Origin of the sequence: Acetatifactor aquisgranensis (assembly GCF_943193215.1) — a bacterium.
In the GTDB taxonomy this organism is placed as follows: domain Bacteria; phylum Bacillota; class Clostridia; order Lachnospirales; family Lachnospiraceae; genus Acetatifactor; species Acetatifactor aquisgranensis.
Genome location: NZ_CALPDH010000007.1, coordinates 166657 through 187029, shown reverse-complemented (window position 1 = coordinate 187029; position 20373 = coordinate 166657). Strand labels below are relative to the sequence as shown.

15 protein-coding genes are annotated in these 20373 nt (G+C 55.1%); 14 read left to right on the top strand and 1 reads right to left on the bottom strand.

The genetic code is table 11. The annotated features are described in order from the left end of the window. The first annotated feature begins 107 nt into the window (after positions 1–107). The 11 genes from NFS35_RS08485 to NFS35_RS08435 all read left to right on the top strand — a co-directional run bounded on the left by NFS35_RS08485 (position 108) and on the right by NFS35_RS08435 (position 15118). A complete protein-coding gene (locus NFS35_RS08485) occupies positions 108–2126 on the top strand; it encodes an ABC-F family ATP-binding cassette domain-containing protein (protein WP_251206693.1) in 2019 nt (672 codons plus the stop codon). A gap of 339 nt (positions 2127–2465) precedes the next feature. Continuing rightward, positions 2466–3599: an anaerobic sulfatase maturase gene (locus tag NFS35_RS08480; protein ID WP_251206692.1), complete on the top strand. Its 1134-nt coding sequence runs from the start codon at positions 2466–2468 to the stop codon at positions 3597–3599. After that, entirely contained in the window at positions 3596–3742 is a 147-nt protein-coding gene (locus tag NFS35_RS08475; protein ID WP_251206691.1) for a hypothetical protein, read from the top strand. Before NFS35_RS08480 ends, NFS35_RS08475 begins: the two co-directional genes overlap by 4 nt. Before the next feature lie 214 nt (positions 3743–3956). Beyond that, positions 3957–5885, top strand: a complete 1929-nt coding sequence (locus NFS35_RS08470; protein ID WP_251206690.1) for an ABC-ATPase domain-containing protein — start codon at positions 3957–3959, stop codon at positions 5883–5885. Positions 5886–6444: 559 nt separating this feature from the next. Beyond that, positions 6445–7407, top strand: a complete 963-nt coding sequence (locus NFS35_RS08465) for a BadF/BadG/BcrA/BcrD ATPase family protein (RefSeq protein ID WP_251206689.1) — start codon at positions 6445–6447, stop codon at positions 7405–7407. 38 nt (positions 7408–7445) lie between these two features. Next, a complete protein-coding gene (locus NFS35_RS08460; protein WP_251206688.1) occupies positions 7446–8186 on the top strand; it encodes a sugar isomerase domain-containing protein in 741 nt (246 codons plus the stop codon). A 135-nt stretch (positions 8187–8321) separates the two neighbouring features. Continuing rightward, positions 8322–8969, top strand: a complete 648-nt coding sequence (locus tag NFS35_RS08455) for an SIS domain-containing protein (protein WP_251206687.1) — start codon at positions 8322–8324, stop codon at positions 8967–8969. 35 nt (positions 8970–9004) lie between these two features. After that, positions 9005–10681, top strand: a complete 1677-nt coding sequence (locus tag NFS35_RS08450; RefSeq protein WP_251206686.1) for a type 2 periplasmic-binding domain-containing protein — start codon at positions 9005–9007, stop codon at positions 10679–10681. Positions 10682–10786: 105 nt separating this feature from the next. Continuing rightward, positions 10787–12529: a DUF4838 domain-containing protein gene (locus NFS35_RS08445; RefSeq protein WP_251206685.1), complete on the top strand. Its 1743-nt coding sequence runs from the start codon at positions 10787–10789 to the stop codon at positions 12527–12529. Between the two features lies 1 nt (position 12530). After that, positions 12531–14258: a DUF4838 domain-containing protein gene (locus NFS35_RS08440; protein WP_251206684.1), complete on the top strand. Its 1728-nt coding sequence runs from the start codon at positions 12531–12533 to the stop codon at positions 14256–14258. A gap of 86 nt (positions 14259–14344) precedes the next feature. After that, positions 14345–15118 (top strand): DeoR/GlpR family DNA-binding transcription regulator, encoded by a 774-nt coding sequence (locus NFS35_RS08435; RefSeq protein WP_251206683.1) that lies wholly within the window; start codon positions 14345–14347, stop codon positions 15116–15118. Between the two features lie 83 nt (positions 15119–15201). Here NFS35_RS08435 and NFS35_RS08430 read toward each other — a convergent pair whose 3' ends face one another. Next, positions 15202–16755, bottom strand: coding sequence for an alpha/beta hydrolase family protein (locus tag NFS35_RS08430; RefSeq protein WP_251206682.1), 1554 nt, complete (start codon positions 16753–16755; stop codon positions 15202–15204). 224 nt (positions 16756–16979) lie between these two features. Here NFS35_RS08430 and NFS35_RS08425 point away from each other — a divergent pair, with 224 nt between their 5' ends. The 3 genes from NFS35_RS08425 to xylB all read left to right on the top strand — a co-directional run bounded on the left by NFS35_RS08425 (position 16980) and on the right by xylB (position 20072). Beyond that, a complete protein-coding gene (locus tag NFS35_RS08425) occupies positions 16980–17594 on the top strand; it encodes an SGNH/GDSL hydrolase family protein (RefSeq protein WP_251206681.1) in 615 nt (204 codons plus the stop codon). Positions 17595–17797: 203 nt separating this feature from the next. Next, a complete protein-coding gene (locus tag NFS35_RS08420; RefSeq protein WP_251206680.1) occupies positions 17798–18451 on the top strand; it encodes a DUF4867 family protein in 654 nt (217 codons plus the stop codon). A gap of 130 nt (positions 18452–18581) precedes the next feature. Further along, positions 18582–20072 carry a xylulokinase gene (xylB, locus tag NFS35_RS08415; protein ID WP_251206679.1) on the top strand — a complete coding sequence of 497 codons (1491 nt, stop codon included), beginning with the start codon at positions 18582–18584 and terminating at the stop codon, positions 20070–20072. The last annotated feature ends 301 nt before the right edge of the window (positions 20073–20373 follow it).

The following is a 20373-nucleotide window of genomic DNA, read 5'->3' as shown; positions in this document are numbered from 1 at the left end:
GCCGTGTACCGAACGGTACGCACGGTGGTGTGAGAGGTCGGAAATTTCTCAATTAGAGAAATTTCCTCCTACTCGATCGGGGGGGAAACAGAGAGGGGAAAGGAATCATGAGATATCAGATAAGACATGCGCTGGTGCAATACGGCGCGGACACCATACTGGAGGACGTAAATTTCGAAATCCGCGACAATGAGAAGATTGCCGTGGTGGGGCGCAACGGCTGCGGCAAGACTACCCTGCTGAAGCTGATTCATGGGGACATCCATATGAACAACCTGGACAGCGACGAGACCTGCGGCATCACCATGGCCGGGAAACAGCGCATCGGCTTTCTGCACCAGATCAGTTTCCCGGAGGTTGAGACTACGGTGGAGGATGAGATCAGGAAGACTTATCAGCCCGTATTCGCCTGCGAGGCCAGGATGAAAGAGATTGAGCAGCAGCTCCAGTCTGTCCAGGACAATGCCCTGCTGCGGGAATACGACGGACTGCAGCAGCAGATGGAGGCCCTCAGGGGCTATACCTGGCGGCAGGACATGGAAATCATGTTCCAGAGATTCGGCTTCGCCCTGAAAGATTTAGAGCGCCCAATCGGCAGCTTTTCCGGCGGCCAGCAGACCAAGGTGGCCTTTATCAAGCTGCTGCTGAGCAGGCCGGACATTATGCTGCTGGACGAGCCCACCAACCATCTGGACCTCCCCACAATCGAGTGGCTGGAGGCATATCTGAAAAATTACGACAAATCCGTAGTCATAGTGTCCCATGACCGGATGTTCCTGGACAGGATCATCGATGTGACCTATGAGATAGAATATCACCGAATCAGGCGCTACCCCGGCAACTATTCCGCTTTCGTGGAACAGAAGAAGGCGGCTCTGGCCAAGCAGGAAAAGGATTACGAGGCCCAGCAGAAGGAGATACAGCGTCTGACGGAATGGATCGAGAAGTGGAAGAACACGCCCACCAAGGTATCGGCCACCAGATCAAAGCGCATGGCGATTGAGCATATGGTAAAGATAGAGAAGCCCAGGCGCTTCGACACAAAGGCCTTTCACGCCCTGTTCCAGCCGCGGACCACCAGCTACACGGAGGTGCTGACGGCCAAAAATCTCGGCATCGGCTACGGGGCGGAACTCTCCAGAGTCTCTTTCACCCTGCGGAAAGGGGAAAGGCTGGCGGTCATCGGGGAGAACGGCATCGGAAAATCCACGCTGCTCAAGACCCTGACAGGCATCGTGGAGCCTTTGGGCGGCGCGTTCTCTTTCGGGCCCAATGTGGAATGGGGATATTTTGACCAACAGGCGGCCACAGAGACCCATGTGGATCCGGAACAGACGGTGCTGGACAATTTCTGGGAGGAGTATCCGAAGCTTCAGAGAGAGCAGGTCCGAGGCGCCTTGGGGAGTTTCCTGTTCTCCGGGGAGGATGTGGACAAGAAGATGGGGCAGCTTTCCGGCGGAGAGAGGGTGCGGCTGGCGCTGTGCAAGATGTTCCAGACCAGGCCGAATCTGCTGATCTTAGACGAGCCCACCAACCATATGGACATCGTGGGCAAGGAGGCTCTGGAGCAGATGCTGGCGGCTTTCCAGGGAACCGTGCTCTTCGTGTCCCATGACAGGTATTTCATCCGGCAGATTGCCACGGGGATTCTGGAATTCGGGGAGGGGAAAGTGACCCAGTACCCATATCCTTACGAGGACTATCTCCATGAGAAAGAAAAGAGACTGGCGCTTTCGGGCGCTGCGGAAAAGGGCGGCGCGGCTGGTGCTGCCGCCGGGGGAAACGCAAAAGGCGGCGCGGCGGGCTTTTCCTCCGGGACAGACGCGAAAGGACGCGCCCTGCAGAGCGCTCCTGCCATCTCGGATGTCTTCGACAAGAAGACTTATTACAGCCCCGGAAAAATAAAGTCCCGGCTCACCAGGCAGCGGGAGAAATACGAGACGCAGATTGGGGAGAGCGAGCAGCGGGTGGCCGAACTGAAGCTGCAGATGATGAATCCTGACCTTGCATCGGATTACGAGAAGCTGATGGAACTGCAGACACAGCTGGATGCGGAGGAGCAGAATCAGGAATCCCTCCTGGAACGGCTCCTGGAGACGGAGACCGCGCTCCAGGAGCTGGAGTGAAAGAGGAATCTGGATCAGGTTTTTGACTGGCGGGCCGTCAGGAAATGATTTTCAGGACTTCCTCCATGTCCCACTGCTTTGAGGGGAGAATGACGGCCTGTGAGCCTCCTCTTAGGGGTGTATTTACAGGGAAACTTTACCATAGCTTTGGGGCGCTGTCAATTTCGCCGATATGAAGTGCTTGTTTGGTCTTTCAGGGCGGTTCCCGGCGAATGCACGGGATTTTGTTTAGGAAAAGCACTTTGGAAATTGAATGTGCTGTTTCGTTGGTGTATAATGGAGGGCATATCAGGATGCGGCTGTTGTACACGGGCCGCGCCCCGGACAAGGAGAGAGACCGTGCCGCCCTTAAGCGTAATGATAAAGCCCTCATCCGGCAATTGCAATATGCAGTGCGACTACTGCTTTTACTGTGATGAGATGAAGAACCGAAGCCGGGAAACATACGGTTTCATGACAGAAAATACACTGAAAAACGTCATACGGAGAACCATGCTCCGGGCGGAGGGGCATATCAGCTATGCTTTCCAGGGCGGGGAGCCCACTCTGAGAGGGCTGGATTTTTTCAGAAAAGTGATGGAATACCAGCGCAAATACAATCGGAATAACGTACATGTAAGCAATGCTTTTCAGACCAACGGATACGCGCTGGACGATGCATGGTGCGGATTTTTTCATGAAAACGACTTCCTGGTGGGGGTATCCGTGGACGGGACAAGGGATATCCACGATTCCCTTCGGCATGCCAAAGCGGATGGCGGGCCTACCTTTGACCGGGTGGCAGAGGCCGTACGGCTGTTGGAGAAGCATCAGGCGGATTACAATATCCTCACCGTGGTCACGGGCCGGACAGCGGGCAGAATCCGGGAGATATACCGCTTCTATGATTCCATGGGATGGAAATACCAGCAGTACATCGAGTGCCTGGATCCTTTGGGGAAGGAGTGGGGCAAAGAGCCCTATTCACTGACGCCGGAGGCGTTCGGGCAGTTCATGGTGGAGCTGTTCGGGCTGTGGTATGAGGACCTGAAGCGGGGAAAGGTGCCGTACAACCGCAAGTTTGAGAATTATGTGTCGATTCTGATGGGGCGCATCCCGGAAGCCTGCGAACAGCGTGGAATCTGCGGGATGCAGATGGTGGTGGAGGCGGACGGCAGCGTGTACCCCTGTGATTTCTATGTGATGGATCGGTACCGGCTGGGCAATTTCAACACAGACCGTCTGGACGACATAGACGCCAGGCGGCGGGAAATCATGTTCGTGGAGGAATCCGGGAAGATTTCCCGGGTCTGCAGGGACTGTGGATATTACCGGGTCTGCCGGGGCGGGTGTCAGCGGAGCAGGATATACTATCCGGACGAAGGGGGTTACCGCAGCTACTTCTGCCGGGGATATCGCAGTTTTTTCGGGGAATGCCTGGGTACATTGAAAGAAATCGCGGACAGGCTGGAAAGGGGGCAGGCGGGAAAGTGAAAAAGAGAGCGCAGGAGCCCTTTGGTGCGGATGCGGGGCTTCCGAGACAAATTGATGCAGGAAAGGACAGGACTTTCCGGGCGCAGGCCGCTATGATCAATGCGTGCAAGGAGGTTTTGTGGGTTCCTGTGAAGCGGATCTGAAAATTGGATCCCCCTTTTTTCAAATCTGCAAAATATTGACGCGGACGATTTTGTATATTAGAATAGATTCCGGAATAGAAACATTGATACGATGAGAGGCAACGGACCTGCCGTGAATTGCATCGACAAAAGCTGATTTGGATTATGGAGCATGAAAAATTTATGGATAAAAATCGGAAATGAATTTTGAGAATGAACCAGGAGGAACATAACCATGAAAACACAAAACGAACTGAGAACCCTACTGCGTTCCATAGATCACAAGGGCTATCCGGCCTACAAGTCTCTGGCGGGCGCGTGGAAATTCGACAGATACACTTTGGGCATCGACCATGTACAGGGAGACCCTTTCGCGTCCCCCTCCAGCCTCCATGTGGAAATCCCCCACACGCTGGCCAAATTTCCAGAGGCCTGCTACCAAAAAGACTGCGCCCGCATCGCCCTCCAGGACTATCTGGTCAGACAGGTGGGCAGGCAGTTCGAGCAGTACAATTTCAGGGCAAAGGGCTCCGGAAAAAGCGGCCTGCTGTCCATCAGCCGCTGCGGCCAGGCGGTGCTGGAGCGCAGCGCCTGTGAAATCACGAAAAGCGGCCTGATTGTCCGCTTCCACGTAGGCTTCCCGGCTTTCGGGCGAACCATCAACGCGGGCGAGCTGGACAAGATTCTGTTCGATTTCCTGCCCCGCTGTGTGGAGAACAGCCTGTTCTACGCCAGACTGGATGCCGGAAAGGTACAGCGGGCGGTCTTTCTTGCGGAGGATCAGGAGAGGGTCCGCCAGATTCTGAAGGAGGAAAAGCTGGTGGCCTTTGTGGCCAACGGCTCCGTGCTGCCCCGGAAGAGCGGCGTCTCCGACCTGCCCATGGCGGACAGCGTCCCTTTCCGGTCCCCGGCGTCCATGGAAAGGACATTCAGGCTGCCCCATAAAGGCGAGGTCACCGGCATGGCCATCCCTGAGGGGATTACCCTCATCGTGGGCGGCGGCTACCATGGGAAGTCCACCCTGCTGGAGGCCATCCAGATGGGGATATACGACCACATAGAAGGAGATGGACGGGAATTCGTCATCACCGACGACACGGCCCTGAAGCTGCGGGCGGAGGACGGCAGGTCTATCCGCAACGTGGACATCTCCCTGTTCATCAACGACCTGCCCAACAAAAAGGACACCACGAAATTCTCCACCGAGGACGCCAGCGGCTCCACCTCCCAGGCGGCAGCCGTGGTGGAGGGCATGGAGGCCGGGACGCGCCTGTTCCTGATTGACGAGGACACCTCCGCCACCAACTTCATGGTCCGGGACGAGTTCATGCAGCAGGTCATCGTCCGGGACAAGGAGCCCATCACGCCTTTCCTGGAGCGGGCCGGGGAGCTTTACGAGAAAGCCGGAATCTCCACCATACTGGTGGCCGGAAGCTCCGGCGCGTTCTTCTATATCGCCGACCATATCCTGATGATGGACTGTTACCGCCCCGTGGACATCACGGACCGGGTGAAGGCCCTGTGCGACGGCCACACCGCTCCCAGGGTGAAAGCGCCGGGATTCGCGGTGCCGGAGTTCGACAGGGTGCTCCCGGCTTTCCGGAAAGCCCAGAAAGGACGGGGCAGAGGATGGGACGGCAAGGAACCGGGGCGCAGGAATATCGGCTATAGCGGCGGAAACGATGGCGATGGACAGGGGGATGGAAGCGGATATGATGGAAGAGGCCGCGGCGGAAGAGACGGCAGAGGCGGCGACCGGGGATACAGTGTCGGCGAGAGCCGTGGCGACCATGGCGGCAGAGACGGCAATGACAACAGAGGCAGAGGCGGCGACCGCGGCGGACGTGGAGACAGCCGCCACGAGCATATGAAGACCAAGTCCTTCGGCCTGGAATCCTTTTCCCTGGACAGGGAGGAAGTCAATGTGCGCTACCTGGAGCAGCTGCTGGATCCGGAGCAGGTCAACGCCCTGGCACATCTGCTGTGCTATGGTCTGGAGCAGGTCATGGACGGAAAGAGGACTGTGCGCCAGACGGTGCAGACCATCTGGAATGCCTGGGAAAGAGAGGGCTGGAAGCCTTTCGCCGGTTCTTTCGTGCCCTGCGGCCTGGCGAAGCCCAGAATCCAGGAGCTCTACGCCTGCCTGAACAGATTCAGGGGATGAGAAACTGAGTTGATATTGAAGTATGCAATGAGGGGATGCCGCTGTGGCGCCCCTCATATTTTTTCGCAAGAAATTCTGCACATCTTGGCCAGATTCTTCATTAGAGGACTTCATGAGGCCGGCATTTCCCGATAATTAATGCTCGCGGCTGAAAAAATCAGCCATGTTCCCCGGCGTGAGCATTTAAAGATGACTACTTTGTGACTTATAAATGGCAATATTGTGACAATATATAAAATATAATAATCAGAAAAGCACATTAAAATATATGTCAAAATGAAAATAAAATTGATTTATATTGGGATATTTTGGCATATTTTGAAAAAAGAATGCAAAATACGACATAAAGTAGTCATAAAAAATGAAAAAATAAATAGATATGATTAAAATGTATTGACAACATTATGAACACATGATAATATTTGTATAAAGATTTGACTATTGAGAGCAGCGGCCTGTACCGTATCGTCCTGAAGGGGAGGCTCGTCGATGGCAGTCATGTATTTTGTGCTCACGAAGAAGATTTACAAAAAATGCGATGAGAACGGAGGGCGTTCCGATGAAATATTACATTGCTGCGGACGGGGGCGGGACAAAGCTTCAGGCAGTCCTTTATGATGAAACATTGCATGTCATAAATACGGCCCGGGTCTCCGGCGTGAATTCCAATTTCAAGCCGGTGGAACGGATAGCCGCGGAGATGCATCATCTGGCTGCGGAATTGATTCCGGAAGATATAGATGGGATAGAGAACGTGACCCTGAGCGTTGTAGGCGATGGAGAGATGCTGCTGGATGCTTTGAAGAGCCGGCGTCCGGTGAGGAATTGCTGTTACTATGGGGAAGGCGAGGTGGCGCTGGCGGCTGCCGGCGTGCTCTATGGCGTAGTGGCCCAGGCCGGAACCGGTTCGGACGCCTTTTTGGTCCAGCCCGGGTTCCGGGACGCGGTGGGCGGCTGGGGCGCCGTGCTGGGGGATGAGGGAGGCGGATACGACCTGGGGATAAGGACATTGAAAGCCGCCATCTATGCCTACGACGGACGCGGTCCGAAGACTGTCCTCCTGGAAATGCTGATGGAGAAATGGAATCTGTCCCGGCCGTGGGACATGATAGAAAGGCTGGTCAGGAATCCGGATTCCCGGGAATTGGCGGCATCGGCCACCTATCTCACCGCGGAAGCGGCAGGACGGGGCGATGAAGTGGCGCTGAAGTTATATGAGGACGCGGCCCATGAGCTGTCCCTGCAGGTGCTTACCTTGCTCAGGCGGCATGGCGGCATCTGGGAGGGCCCTATCGTAGCTTCCGGGGGGACATGGAAAGGCTGCGGCAGGATGTTCGATACATTCCGCGAGGATATATGGAAGGTCTATCCGGACGCAGTGGTGGACCGTCCTTTCGCTGACCCGGTGGTGGGCTGCGCGATCCGGCAGAGGATGGCGGAAGGAGAACAGTTCAGGAATCTGAAAGACATGATAGAGGAAGAGTTCGCGCCTTTCCTGCTGAAAGGGCTGTTTCCGGATTGATATTGTCCGAAGGAAGCCTGATATGAAAGGGGGTAAAAATGAGTACTGTGAATGTTTACTACAATCGGATTACAGAAATCATGGAGGAAGTCTTTTCAAAGGAAGGGGAAGCCATGGAAAAAGCGGCGGCTGTCCTGGCTGACGCCAACAAAGAAAAGCGCTCGGTTTTTGCATTCGGTTGTAACCATGCGGGTCTGATCACGCTGGAACTGTTCTACAGGACGGGCGGCATGGTGACGGTGAACCCTGTCCGGGTTCCGGGGATGATGCTGGAGGTATCTCCCATCACTATGAGCAGCGAGATGGAACGTCTGACGGATTATGGCCAGGTAATCTTCGATTCTCTGCCTGCGGAGAAAGGCGATGCGATCATCATCCATTCGGTATCGGGACGGAACGCAGTGACCATCGATATGGCAAAGGCGGCAAAGGAGAAGGGGGTCACCGTAATCGTGGTCACCAACATGAATACGGCGACATCAGTGTCTTCCAGACATCCGTCAGGAAAGAAACTCCACGACTTTGCGGATATCCTGATTGACAATCATGGGGATCTGGGCGATGCCGCGATTGAACTGGAGGGCTTCGCACAGAAGATTGCGTCCACTTCCACGGTTGTGGGAGCCGCGATCCTGAATGCGGTCATCGCCCGGACCTGTGAACTGTTATGGGAGCAGGGAATCCAGCCGCCTGTGTTCATGAGCGGCAATATCGACGGCGGTGACGCCTACAACAAGGCTGTCATCGCGCAGCATCAGGAGAACATATTTTATATGTAAACTGCATAACGCCGGAATTCGCCATACTGTATCGGTCAAACGTATATGGCTGGCGTTAAGTAGTCAGATCGCTCGGAAATTTTAGCTGTTAAGCAGTATAAGTTCCGGATAGGGAACTGGAATAGGAGAAAAACTATGAATTTACTTGATTGTTATCAACAGGCTGTATCGGATTTGCTGTTCAAGGTAAGGAGCACGCAGCGGGAAGCGATTCAGAAAGCGGGGGAAATGGTGGCCGATGCCCTCATGCATGGCAAACGTGTCTACTTTGGCAGAATCTGCCACTCCATCGAAATGGATCTGTTCAACAGAGGCGGGGGTCCGGTCTGCTATCAATTGTACGAAGCGGATAAGACCGAGCTGAAAGAGGGAGATGTCCTGTTCGTCAGTTCTGTGTCGGGGCGCACGCTGGAGGTGGTGAACCTGGCCTATGACAGTGTGCAGGCGGGAGTGAGAGTAATCGCCCTGACCAGCATGGAATATGCCCGGGCGGTGGATCCGGTCCATGAATCCGGAAAAAGGCTGCATGAGTTCGTGACCCTTGCGCTGGACAACTGTGCGCCTGCCGCCGAAGCAATGATGGATGTGGAGGGTCTGAAAACCAGGTTTGCCGCGGCATCCGGAATCGCATCCGACTTTATCATGTGGAGCATTACGTCCGTGATGGTGGAGACCATGCTGGAGGCGGGATGCTGCCCCGGAATTCTGAAGAGCCTCAATTTCCCCGGAGGTGCTGAGTTCAACGAGGAAGTGAAGAAGCATTACGAGGAATATGGCTGGTAAATGTTGAGTCGTTTTCATTTTGAAAGGAGAAAGGTATGAGAAGAGTAAAGAAATTTGCCGCGTTGCTTTTGTGCGGAACGATGACGATTTCCGCCCTGGCCGGATGTGGAGGGACGGACGGTGGAACGAAAGATGATTCCGGCAGCGCCCCGGAATCCAGCCCGGCAGAGTCTTCTGATGGCTCCGAGGAGAGTTCGGCACAAGAGGACGGCTCTGAGGATACAGGAAACGCGGAAGGGGAATCGGCAGGCGGATCGGATTATGCCGAGACGATTTCTTTCAGCATGACCTCTTACAATACGATTGCAGGTACGGACTATACATCCGACGATTTCTATAAGTATGTGGCCGACCGCTTCAACGTGGACATGGACATATGGGCCAACGAGCCCAACGCCGCCGACGAGAAGTTCCGCCTGTGGATCAGCGGAGACGGACTGCCGGATGCGGCAATCTGGGAAGGCATCAACTATGTGGAATATTATGATTATATCAATCAGGGGCTGCTGCAGCCGCTGCCGGAAGGATGGGAGACGAGATGGCCTGACATCAACAGGATGATTGAAGCCACAGGGGAAAAAGAATTGCTTACAGTGGACGGCAGGATTTATGCCATTCCCCACGGCGTCTATGGCAACTATCTGGAGATGGATCCGGTCATATCCCATATCTCCCTGGTGTACAGACAGGACTGGGCAAAGGAAGTGGGCATGGAGGATCTGGGAGCCGATTACACCATATCGGAATCCGAGCTGAAGGAATATCTGCAGAAAGTCAAGGCTGCGGGACTGACCAACGACGGCGCTTATGTGAGCACCGCAATCGGCACGATGGTATGGATGTTCCGGAATCTGTACGGTATCATGAACAACTCGTTCTATGAGGGCGAGGACGGCTTCATCTGGACGCCGCTGGGACAGAGGGAGCAGTGGATAAAGCTTATAACCACCATGAGGGAATGGTACAAGGAGGGGCTGATCGATCCCGACTTTGCGGTGGTCAATGACGCTTACGATGCCCGCGCCTCCATGATGTCCGGCACATTGGCGGCGTTTTACGATACGGGCATGGCGGGGGGCCTGGCTTCCTACCGCGACGGTTATGTGAAGAGCAGTGCGGACCATGAATATGAGGACATCGGCGTAGCGCATGTAATCGCCGACGACGGAACCTCCTGGATCAGTGCTGTCAGCAATTCCTGGACAGCGCATGTATTCTCCCCCAAGACGGATGCCAAGACTCTGGAGAGGATTCTGGACGTGATGAACTGGTTTGCCGGCAAGGAAGGGTCCGCGGCAGCGCAGTTGGGCATTCCTGAGGTAGACTGGGAGTACGATGCGGAGGGGAATCCCCGCTACATCCAGACCACAGAGTATCCTTCCCGCGCGCCCCTGGCTTTGCTCGGCTGGTGCGGCGACGATTTCGGATATACAGGCGCAGTTGAGAGTATCAAGCAGTGCGATATCGATGATACCCGCGCAGTGTTCGAGGCAAAGGACAAGGGAAATATCGTCCCTGTTCAGATAAACTACGCCAATTATAGCAGCAACGCGAAGGATATCTATTCCGTCGATGTGGGTTCCAAGGTGGCGGAGCTGGCAGTAAACAATGATGACATCGAGGCGGCCTGGGACGCGTTCATCGAGGAGAACAGAGGAATGTGGGAGCCTTTGCTGAATGAGCTGAACGAGTACTACGGATATACGGACTGATTTCTCAGGAAATAGATATGAGGCTCTCCCTGCCTCCTTTCGGAAAGGAGGCGGAGGGAGCCGAAATCATACCCGAAGGAGCATAAATGAAGGGAGGCAATACAAATGGCAAATGAATTTCCCGTAAAGAAAATGTTGATCTGCGGCGTGGACATTTCCGAGTACAGAATCGTCTGTGCGAGAGAGGCTGCGCAGTGCGTGAAAGATGCTGTGGACACCCTGGCGGAGATGGTCCAAAAGGCGGTGGGATGCGGACTGCAGGTAATCGGCGAGAACGAGACGGCGGCACATGAAATCGTCATCGGCGATACCAATCGGAATACCGAAGCCGTGCTGCAGGCCAAGGCATCCGTAAAAAATGACGGATATGTCATTTTGGCGGAGGGCAGCCGCCTGTTCATCACCGGCAATCTGGACAGGGGCGTGAGCTACGGCGTCTATTCCCTGCTGGAGGACTATGTGGGAGTCTGTTTTTTCGCAAGCGACTGCACGGTCATCCGTGAGGCGGAGACCGTGGAGGTGCCAAGGGATATCCGTGTTGTGTACAGCCCCCGATTCGAGTACCGGGACATCGGCTGGTACGACCGGATGGAGGACCTCTCCCTGGCCTGCAGGAATAAGCTCAACAGCGTCTGCGGCAGGCGCACGGACAAACCGGAGGCCAATGTGTACGCGGAGCGTTTCGTACATACCCTGTCTATTTTGAACGGCGGAGGGCATGAGATAGACAGCCAGCCCTGCCTGACGGATGAGACTGTGTACCAGACAGTGCTGCGCAATGTGAAGAAATGGCTGTCTGAGAATCCCGATGCCTCCATCATATCTGTCTCCCAGAATGATTCCCATGCGGAAGGCCTGGGCTGTCAGTGCGAAAAATGCCGCGCCATCGATGAGGCGGAGGGCGGTACGCCCATGGGTTCTTTGCTTGCTTTTGTGAACCGCATCGCCGGAGACATCAGGGAGGAGTACCCGGATGTGGTGGTGGACACCCTGTCCTATCGGTATACCAGAAAGCCTCCAAGGAAAATGGTTCCTGCGGAGAATGTAGCCATCCGGCTCTGCTCCATCGAATATTGCTTCGCTCATCCCCTGGACGGCACGGACTGCGAAGAGAACGTGGACTTCAAGAACCTCCTCCAGACCTGGAGCAGGCTGTGCAAGAGGATGTATATCTGGGATTACACTACGGATTTTGCCCATTACCTTGCGCCTTTCCCGAATCTGGCCATTCTCTGGGACAATATTCAGTTCTTTAAGAACAATGGTGTGGCGGGCATCTATGAGCAGGGGAACTACCAGTCCCTGTCCGGCGAGTTCGGTGAGCTGCGGGGATATCTGCTGTCGAATCTGCTCTGGAATCCTGATATGACCAAAACAGAGTATTTCGCCATGATGGATGAATTCCTGGAAGCCTATTACGGCGCAGGCTGGCGGCATATCAGGAGATATATTGACAAGACTTCGGCAAAGGCGGCCGAGACCCATCTGCATATTTATGATAAGCCCGATGAGTACCGCCCTGCGGATGACGTGGACAGCGAGACAGGGATGCGCTTCGCGGATTTGATGACAGAGCTCTGGGAAAAAGCTCTGGAGGAGGCGCGGACTGAGGAGCACAGAAAGCATGTGAAGAAATCAAGGATACAGAATGAGTACTATAACCTGTATACGGATTTCAACCAACAGATTGAACGCAACAGGGCCTTTTATGAGAATCTGAAAGAGGCCGGCATCACATGGTTCTGTGAGCCATGGGAGCTGCCGGAGCTGGAGGATTTCAGTCTGGAGCCTAAGATGTGGCCTAAATACTGCAGAGAACTGTCACGGAAAAACAAAGCGGAGGAGTAGAATGGAAAACGGATTTCCGATTAAAAAAGTACTGATATGCGGCAAGGACATTTCTGGATATGCAGTGGTGTGCCCGAAAGGCGCGTCTCCGTTTTTGACAGAGGCGGCCGAGACCTTTGTCCGGATCATCCGGGAGGCCATCGGGCAGGAGCTGCGGGTGATGGACGAGGACGGGGCCGCGGCATACGAAATCGTCATCGGCACCACGAACCGGGATACCGAACTGGTGCGGCAGTCGAGGGCATCTTTGAAGAATGACGGATATGCCATCCTTGGGGAGGGCAGCCGCTTATTCATCACCGGCGGAAACGACAGGGGCGCGGGCTACGGCGTCTACTCCCTGCTGGAGGATTATATGGGCGTGCGCTTCTATGCCAGCGACTGCACTGTCATCCACGAGGCGCAGACCGTGGAGGTACCGGAAGGCATCCGTGTCCTGTACAGCCCTGTTTTAGAGTACCGGGACCTGAACTGGTATGACTATATCAAGAATCATGATTTCGCTTCCAGGAATAAGGTGAACTGCACCGGCGGCAAGAGGACGGATGTACCGGATACATCGCTATATGCGGAAGGATTCGTCCACACGCTGTCAGCGCTGACGGAAGAGCCCCATGTACCGGATGTGCAGCCCTGCCTGACCGATGAGGCGGTCTATCGAAAAGTGCTGGGCAATGTGCGCAAGTGGCTTGCGAAAAATCCGGGAGCTGCCATCATTTCCGTCTCCCAGAATGATTCCTATCCTGAGGGCCTGGGCTGCCAGTGCGAAAAGTGCCGCGCCATAGACGAGGCGGAGGGGTCTCCCATGGGTTCCCTGCTCACTTTTGTGAACCGCATCGCCGGGGAGATCAGGGCGGAGTATCCGGACGTACAAGTGGATACCCTGGCCTATCGGTACACCAGGAAAACACCGAAGACCATCGTGCCTGCGGACAATGTCATCATCCGTCTGTGCTCAGTGGAGTGCAGCTTCGCCCACCGGATGGACGACGCGGACTGCGAGGAGAATGCGGCGTTTCGTCAGACGATAGAAGATTGGGCGAAAGTCAGCGACAAGCTCTATATCTGGGACTACACTACGGATTTCGCCCATTACCTTGCCCCTTACCCGAACCTCCACATCCTGTGGGATAATGTACGGTTCTTCAAGGAACACAATGTTGTAGGCGTCCATGAGCAGGGGAACTATCAGGCGGTATCAGGTGAGTTCGGCGAGCTGCGGGGCTATCTGCTGGCAAAACTTCTCTGGAATCCCGACATGACGAAAGAAAGATACTTTGAGCTGATGGACGAGTTCCTGCAGGACTACTATGGCGAGGGCTGGCGCTACATCAGGGAATACATCGACAGGACGGCGCAGAAAGCAGCCAAAAGCCACATGCATCTGGACGACCGCCCAGAGCGATATCTGCCTCTGGAAAGCGATGAAGACAGGGATTTCGCAAGAGAGATGACCGGACTTTGGGAGAAGGCTCTGGAGGCTGCCGGCACGGAAGAATACAGGAATCGTGTGAGAAAATCGAAGATTCAGGATGAGTACTACAATCTGTATATGGACTTTGACGGCCAGGTGGAGAGGAACCGTGCGCTGTACCAGAGCCTTAAGGAGTTCGGGATTGCATATCACTGCGAGTCATGGAATCTGCCAGAGCTGGAAGATTTCAGCGTAGAGCCAAAAATATGGTCAAAATACTGCCGCGAACAGGCGGAAGCGAAAGACCAAAATTGATTGTATCTTGACAGGATTGACAAAATATGGTATTTCTTTCAATAGGACTTTGACTATAGAATCGTGAAGAAAGCAAGGTAGGGCGAGTGAATCAGGAACGGCGGGAACAGATTATCAAGATGGTAAATGAAAATCGTATGGTGAAGAACAGTGACCTGATGGAGCGATTCGATATATCCATAGAGACTGTCCGAAGGGATTTGAAATTCCTGGAGAAACTGGGATATATACAGTGCGTCTATGGCGGCGCGGTCATAAAGGGCGCCGGGGTGAACCAGGCGGATTTCAAAGTCAATTCTGCCAAGAATGTGCAGGAAAAGAACGCAATCGGGCAGGCTGCCGCAAAGTTGGTGGACAGGGGTGACACTCTCTATCTTGAGGATGGAACCACTGTGATGGCGATGACGCAGTATCTGAAAGATGTGGTCCCCATTACGGTAGTCACGAATTCTCTGCGGATAGGAATGGCCATGAGCGGGGTGCTGGACTGTACTGTCATGCTTCTGGGCGGGCAGCTGCAGCCGGGCTCTCTGGAGATGCAGGGCTTTCAGACAGAAGAGAATCTGAAGATGTTCAATATCGACAAGGCTTTCATTGGGGCTACGGGCATCACGGAGACGCATTTTACGGACAATCCTACAGACACAGGATACATACGCCGCCGGGTCATCAATGACAGCAGTCAGGCAATCGTGCTGGCCGACCACTCTAAATTTGGTGTCCGCAACGCGCTGAAGTTTGCCGCCATAAACGAATTGGATATCGTGGTCACGGATGACGGGACGCCGGAGAAATATGTCGAATGCCTGAGAAATACCGGGCTGGAAGTCGTTGTGGCAAAGGTGGATCGGAAAGTGTAGTATTATAGCAGGCGATGATAAGGAAAAGAGGCTGAAGCAGATTTCTTGTCTGCAGCAGCCTCTTTTGGCATTCAGGATTTTGTTTATTCTGCCGGTCCTACTACTACGCTGTCAAGAATGCTCTGGAACAGCGGCTGCGCTTCTTCCAGATAGGATTCATGAATCATGTAATCGAGGGTGACATAGAAATCGCCGTTCTGGATGATGACATAGCGTTCGTAGTAAGAATAGCCCTCGTCATCCTGGACCATGCCTGTGCAGTCGACGGCCAAAGCGCCGCCGATGGTGGTCTCTGTGGCCTCATAGCCGTTCTCTTTCAAAGAGTTCGCCAGATCCGTCAGGCTGCTGCCATCCTGTAAAGTAAGGCCGGAGAGATACAGGACGGACATATCCCAGGCATTGTCTTCCTCATAGCGGGAATAGACGGTAAGTTCATCTTCCTCGGAGGAGTCATAAATCTCCCACACATAAGGGCAGGAGAAAGTCAGGCCCAGCCAGTCCACGGTGCGCTGTGTCATCACGGGCACAGGGGCTTCCGGCGTCTGGGCGAAAGCGGCGTCCAGTTCCTCCTGCGTGATGGAGATAGAGACTTCCGCGCCGGTATCGGCCAGAATCTTCTGGGCCGCCAGCCTGGTGAGGGGAGCCAGGGTGGAGAAATGGTCCGCGCCCTCGATCACATAGCAGTGGATGTTCTCGTTGTCGGTGGCTGCCTCCATCCGCTCCAGATTGGCGGAATTGCCGTCCCTGCCCTCGATGAGGAAAGTAGGGCTCTTGACATTGTCCAGCCAGTGGATGGGGGAGCGCATGGTGAACTCGTCCTCATTGTCGGTGTCGAAAGTGAACTGGCTGTTGTTGTGGTACTTCACCTCGTCCACTGCGCCGAAACAGAAGACTGCCCGGAACTTATCGGTGTATTCGGATGCCAGCAGAGCGCGGGTCCCGCCTGTGCTGTGGCCGCCCAGATAGATGCGGTCAGGATCCACATAGGGCAGGGAGGCCGCGTACTCGTAAGCGGATATGATATCGTCCACCTCGCCGAAGAGCGCCTCATAATGGCCGGGATTGCCGTTGCCGCCCCGGAAAGAGGGGTACATGGTCAGCAGTCCGGCCTGCCAGAAAGCGGAGCCTGTCTGGTCATTGTCCCATGCGGGATAGCACCAGGGGAAGTCGTCAATGCCGTTGCCCCAGCCGCCTACCACCCATATGATGATGGGATGCTTCTGGCCGTCGCCGGGGTCGCTGGACACATAGGCTGCCAGGTCGCCCACCTTGGAGGGATAGGAGACCAGGTCGAAGAGCCCCTCGGGAGGCTCGGGGATGGAATAATCATCGTTTTCCTCCCGGGCCAATGTGGTGGTGAAAGCGTCGTGGGCTTCGGCGAAACTGCCGTAGCTTTCCACCAGGGCCTGGGCCGAAGCGTTGTCCGCCAGGGGATTTTTCCTGGAAGAGGAAGACTGCTCTTCGGTGCTTTCCTCTTCAGATTCAGAGCTCTGTTCCCCGGAGGGCTGCTCCGATACGCTTTCAGGGGAGGAACTTTCATTTCCCGTGGATTCGGGAGCACCGCAGGAGACTGTCGCAAAGACGGCGGCAGCGGCCAGGAAAAGCATGAAGGCTTTTCCGCGTAAGCTTCTTTTCATGAGAATTACCTTCTTTCTTTTTTATATGAATTCTATGATTCAAATGATATTATACCTGGTTGTCCGCTTTATGGCAACTCTTCTTTTCATGTCTTGCGCTGTCCGCGTCCTTCACGCTGAAAGAAAAATAGGCCGGATATCATATTTTCATGGAAATATGTCCGATATTGGTGTAAGATAAAAGAAAATGGATTTATTCTGTTTCGGCTGGAAAGGAGCAAGTCATGAGATATTTGTTTCAAGGGGACTCTATCACGGATTGCGGCAGAGGGGATTATGAGAATCCGTATGCCACAGGGTGCGGCTATCCGCGCCTGCTGGAGGCGGAGCTGATGGCCCGGGACGGGGACTGCGAGGTCATGAACTGTGGCATCAGCGGCAATCGTGTGGTGGATTTGCTGGCCAGGTGGAAGAAGGACTGCCTGAACCTGAAGCCGGATGTGATCACGATTCTGATCGGCGTGAACGATGTGTGGCATGAGCTGGGAAACCGCAATGGGGTGAGCGCTCCTCTGTTTGAAGAAGTATACAGGATTCTGCTGCGGGAGACTTTCGCTGCGCTGCCGGGCGTGCGCATGGTCCTCATGGGGGCCTATGTCATTCCCGGCCTGGCCACGGATCCGGAGTGGGAGAGATTCTCCGGTGAGGTGAAAGCCCGCAGGGACGTGACCCGCAGGCTGGCGGAGGAGTTCCGCCTGGATTACGTGGATCTGCAGGAGGCTTTTGACGAGGCGCAGAAGAAATTCCCGGCAGCGCGCTGGTCAGGGGACGGTGTCCATCCCACCGCCGCAGGGCATGAGCTGATTGCGCAGGCCTGGAAAAAGGCTATGGGGCTTTGACGGGAGGCGATGTCTCCAAAATTTCAGACAAAACGGAAACGAGGAAGCGACAGTACCGGGGGTTGTCTGGTATTGCACGGTGAAAGGAAACATAACGCCGGAATTTACCATACTTCATTGGTTAATCGTATATAGCTGGCGTTATGTAGTCAGGCTGCTCGGAAATTTTAACTGTTATGCAGTATAAGTAGGAGGAACATGAAATGAAGATTTTGAAAGTGACAGACGCCGCGTTCGGCAGGTACGGCAGGGTGGTGGAGAACGTGGACTTCACCGGATTGGTGGAGGAGCTGAAGAAAACGCCGGTCCCCGGGGACGTGGTCTATGAGCCCTCAGTGGAGGCGCTGGAGGCGCTGCCCGTGATGGAGGAACTCTCCAGGGTGATTTACGGGGAGATGCCGATCCAGATTGGATACTGCAACGGGCACAACACCAGGCTCAACGCCCTGGAGTACCACAGGGATTCCGAAATCAACGTGGCCGCAAAGGACGCGGTGCTGCTGCTGGGGCTGCTGACGGATGTAGAAGCTGACCATACTTACGACACGTCCAAGGTGGAGGCTTTCCTGGTGCCTGCCGGGACCGCGGTGGAGATTTATGCCACCACCCTGCACTACGCGCCCTGCCATACAGGCGAGGAAGGGTTCCAGATGGCCATCGTTCTGCCCAGGGGGACGAATTATCCCCTGAAAGGCAGCCACAGGAAGGTGGCGGAGGTTCGGTCCGGCGCAGGCGTCACAGATGAGGACGCCATGCTCACCGCCGTGAACAAGTGGCTGATTGGCCATGCGGAGGGCGGCCTGGACGAAGGGAGTTTTCTGGGGCTGAAGGGAAAGAATCTGGATCTGGAGGACTGAGGGCCGCAGAGGAGACGCTGCCCGGTGCCCTGCCAGGGCGGTCCGAAGCCCGGGCGCAAGGGGACTGCATCCGAAGCCCGGGCCTGTCAGGATATAAATGGACGGAAGCTATCGTCAGGAGGAATGACATATGTTTTACATAGGTATAGACTTAGGGACATCTGCCGTGAAGCTGCTGCTGATGGACAGCGACGGAAAGATTGTCAACATCGTATCAAAGGAATATCCCCTGTATTTTCCCCAGCCCGGCTGGTCGGAGCAGAATCCTCAGGACTGGTACGAGGCAACCGTTCTGGGCATCAAAGAACTGATTCGGGACGTGGACAAGTCCCAGGTGGCAGGCATCAGCTTCGGCGGCCAGATGCACGGCCTGGTGATTCTGGATGAAGACGACAATGTAATCCGACCTGCCATCCTCTGGAACGACGGCAGGACAGGGGCGGAGACGGAATACCTGAACAGGGTGATCGGCAAAGAGAAGCTGTCGGCGTACACAGCGAACATCGCTTTCGCGGGCTTTACCGCGCCCAAGCTCCTCTGGGTGAAGGACAAGGAGCCGGAGAATTTCGCGAAGATTGCGAAGATCATGCTGCCCAAGGACTACATCGCCTACAAGCTCACCGGCGTGCACTGCACGGATGTGTCGGACGCGTCAGGGATGCTGCTGTTCGACGTGAAGAACCGTCAGTGGTCCAAGGAGATGTGCGATATCTGCGGCATCCAGGTGTCCCAGCTGGCGAAATGCTATGAGAGCTATGAGGCCGTTGGCACCCTGCTTCCCCAGGCGGCACAGGAGCTGGGCGTCCCCGCATCCGTCAAAGTGGCGGCAGGGGCCGGGGACAATGCCGCGGCAGCCGTGGGGACAGGCACAGTGGGGGACAATATGTGCAACATCTCCCTGGGCACCAGCGGCACCATCTTCATCTCCTCGAAGCAGTTCGGGGTGGACAGCCACAACGCGCTGCACTCCTTTGCCCACGCCGACGGGAGCTATCACCTCATGGGCTGCATGCTCAGCGCGGCCAGCTGCAACAAATGGTGGATGGACGAAATCATCGGGACGAAGGACTACGCCACAGAGCAGCAGTCCATCCAGAAGCTGGGGGAGAACCATGTGTACTTCCTCCCTTATCTGATGGGAGAGCGCTCGCCCCACAACAATCCAGACGCCAGGGCTGTCTTCCTGGGCATGAGCATGGACACCACCCGGGCGGACATGACCCAGGCGGTGCTGGAGGGCGTGGCCTTCGCCCTGCGGGATTCCCTGGAGGTGGCGAAGTCCCTGGGCATCCGGCTGGAGCGCACGAAGATCTGCGGCGGCGGCGCCAGGAGCCCCCTGTGGAAAAAGATTGTGGCCAATGTGCTGAACCTGAAGGTGGATGTGCCGGAGAGCGAGGAAGGGCCCTCCATGGGAGGAGCCATGCTGGCAGCCGTGGCCTGCGGCGAGTACAAAAGCGTGGAGGAAGCCGCCGAAAGAATCGTGAAAGTGGTGGAGACCGTAGAGCCGGAGCCGGAACTGGCCGCCAGATATGAGGAAAGGTATCAGTATTTTAAGGAAATCTATCCGGCCTGCAAGCCGTTGTTCCATGCCTGGATTGCGGGAAGAGATTCAGGTAATTGACAGGGTGTCGTAGCCCGGCTGTACGAGGAATTGTACATTGGAACGAGCGGATAGCGCCAGGCGAAAGTCTTGGACAGGCTCTTGATGGGAAGGCGTTTTCTCGGTATCATATGTGTGGGGCAGGGATGCAGATTCCTTGCCCGGATTAAGTTCGCATGGAATAAATTCGCACAGAATATGAAAAAGGAGGCTTGTTTTATGGGAAGACCCGAGCTGATTGCGTAGCACAGGCTATCGCAATTTATAACCACAAACGCCAATAATTGCCGTCTGTACAGGATAACGAGTGAACGCATCGGCA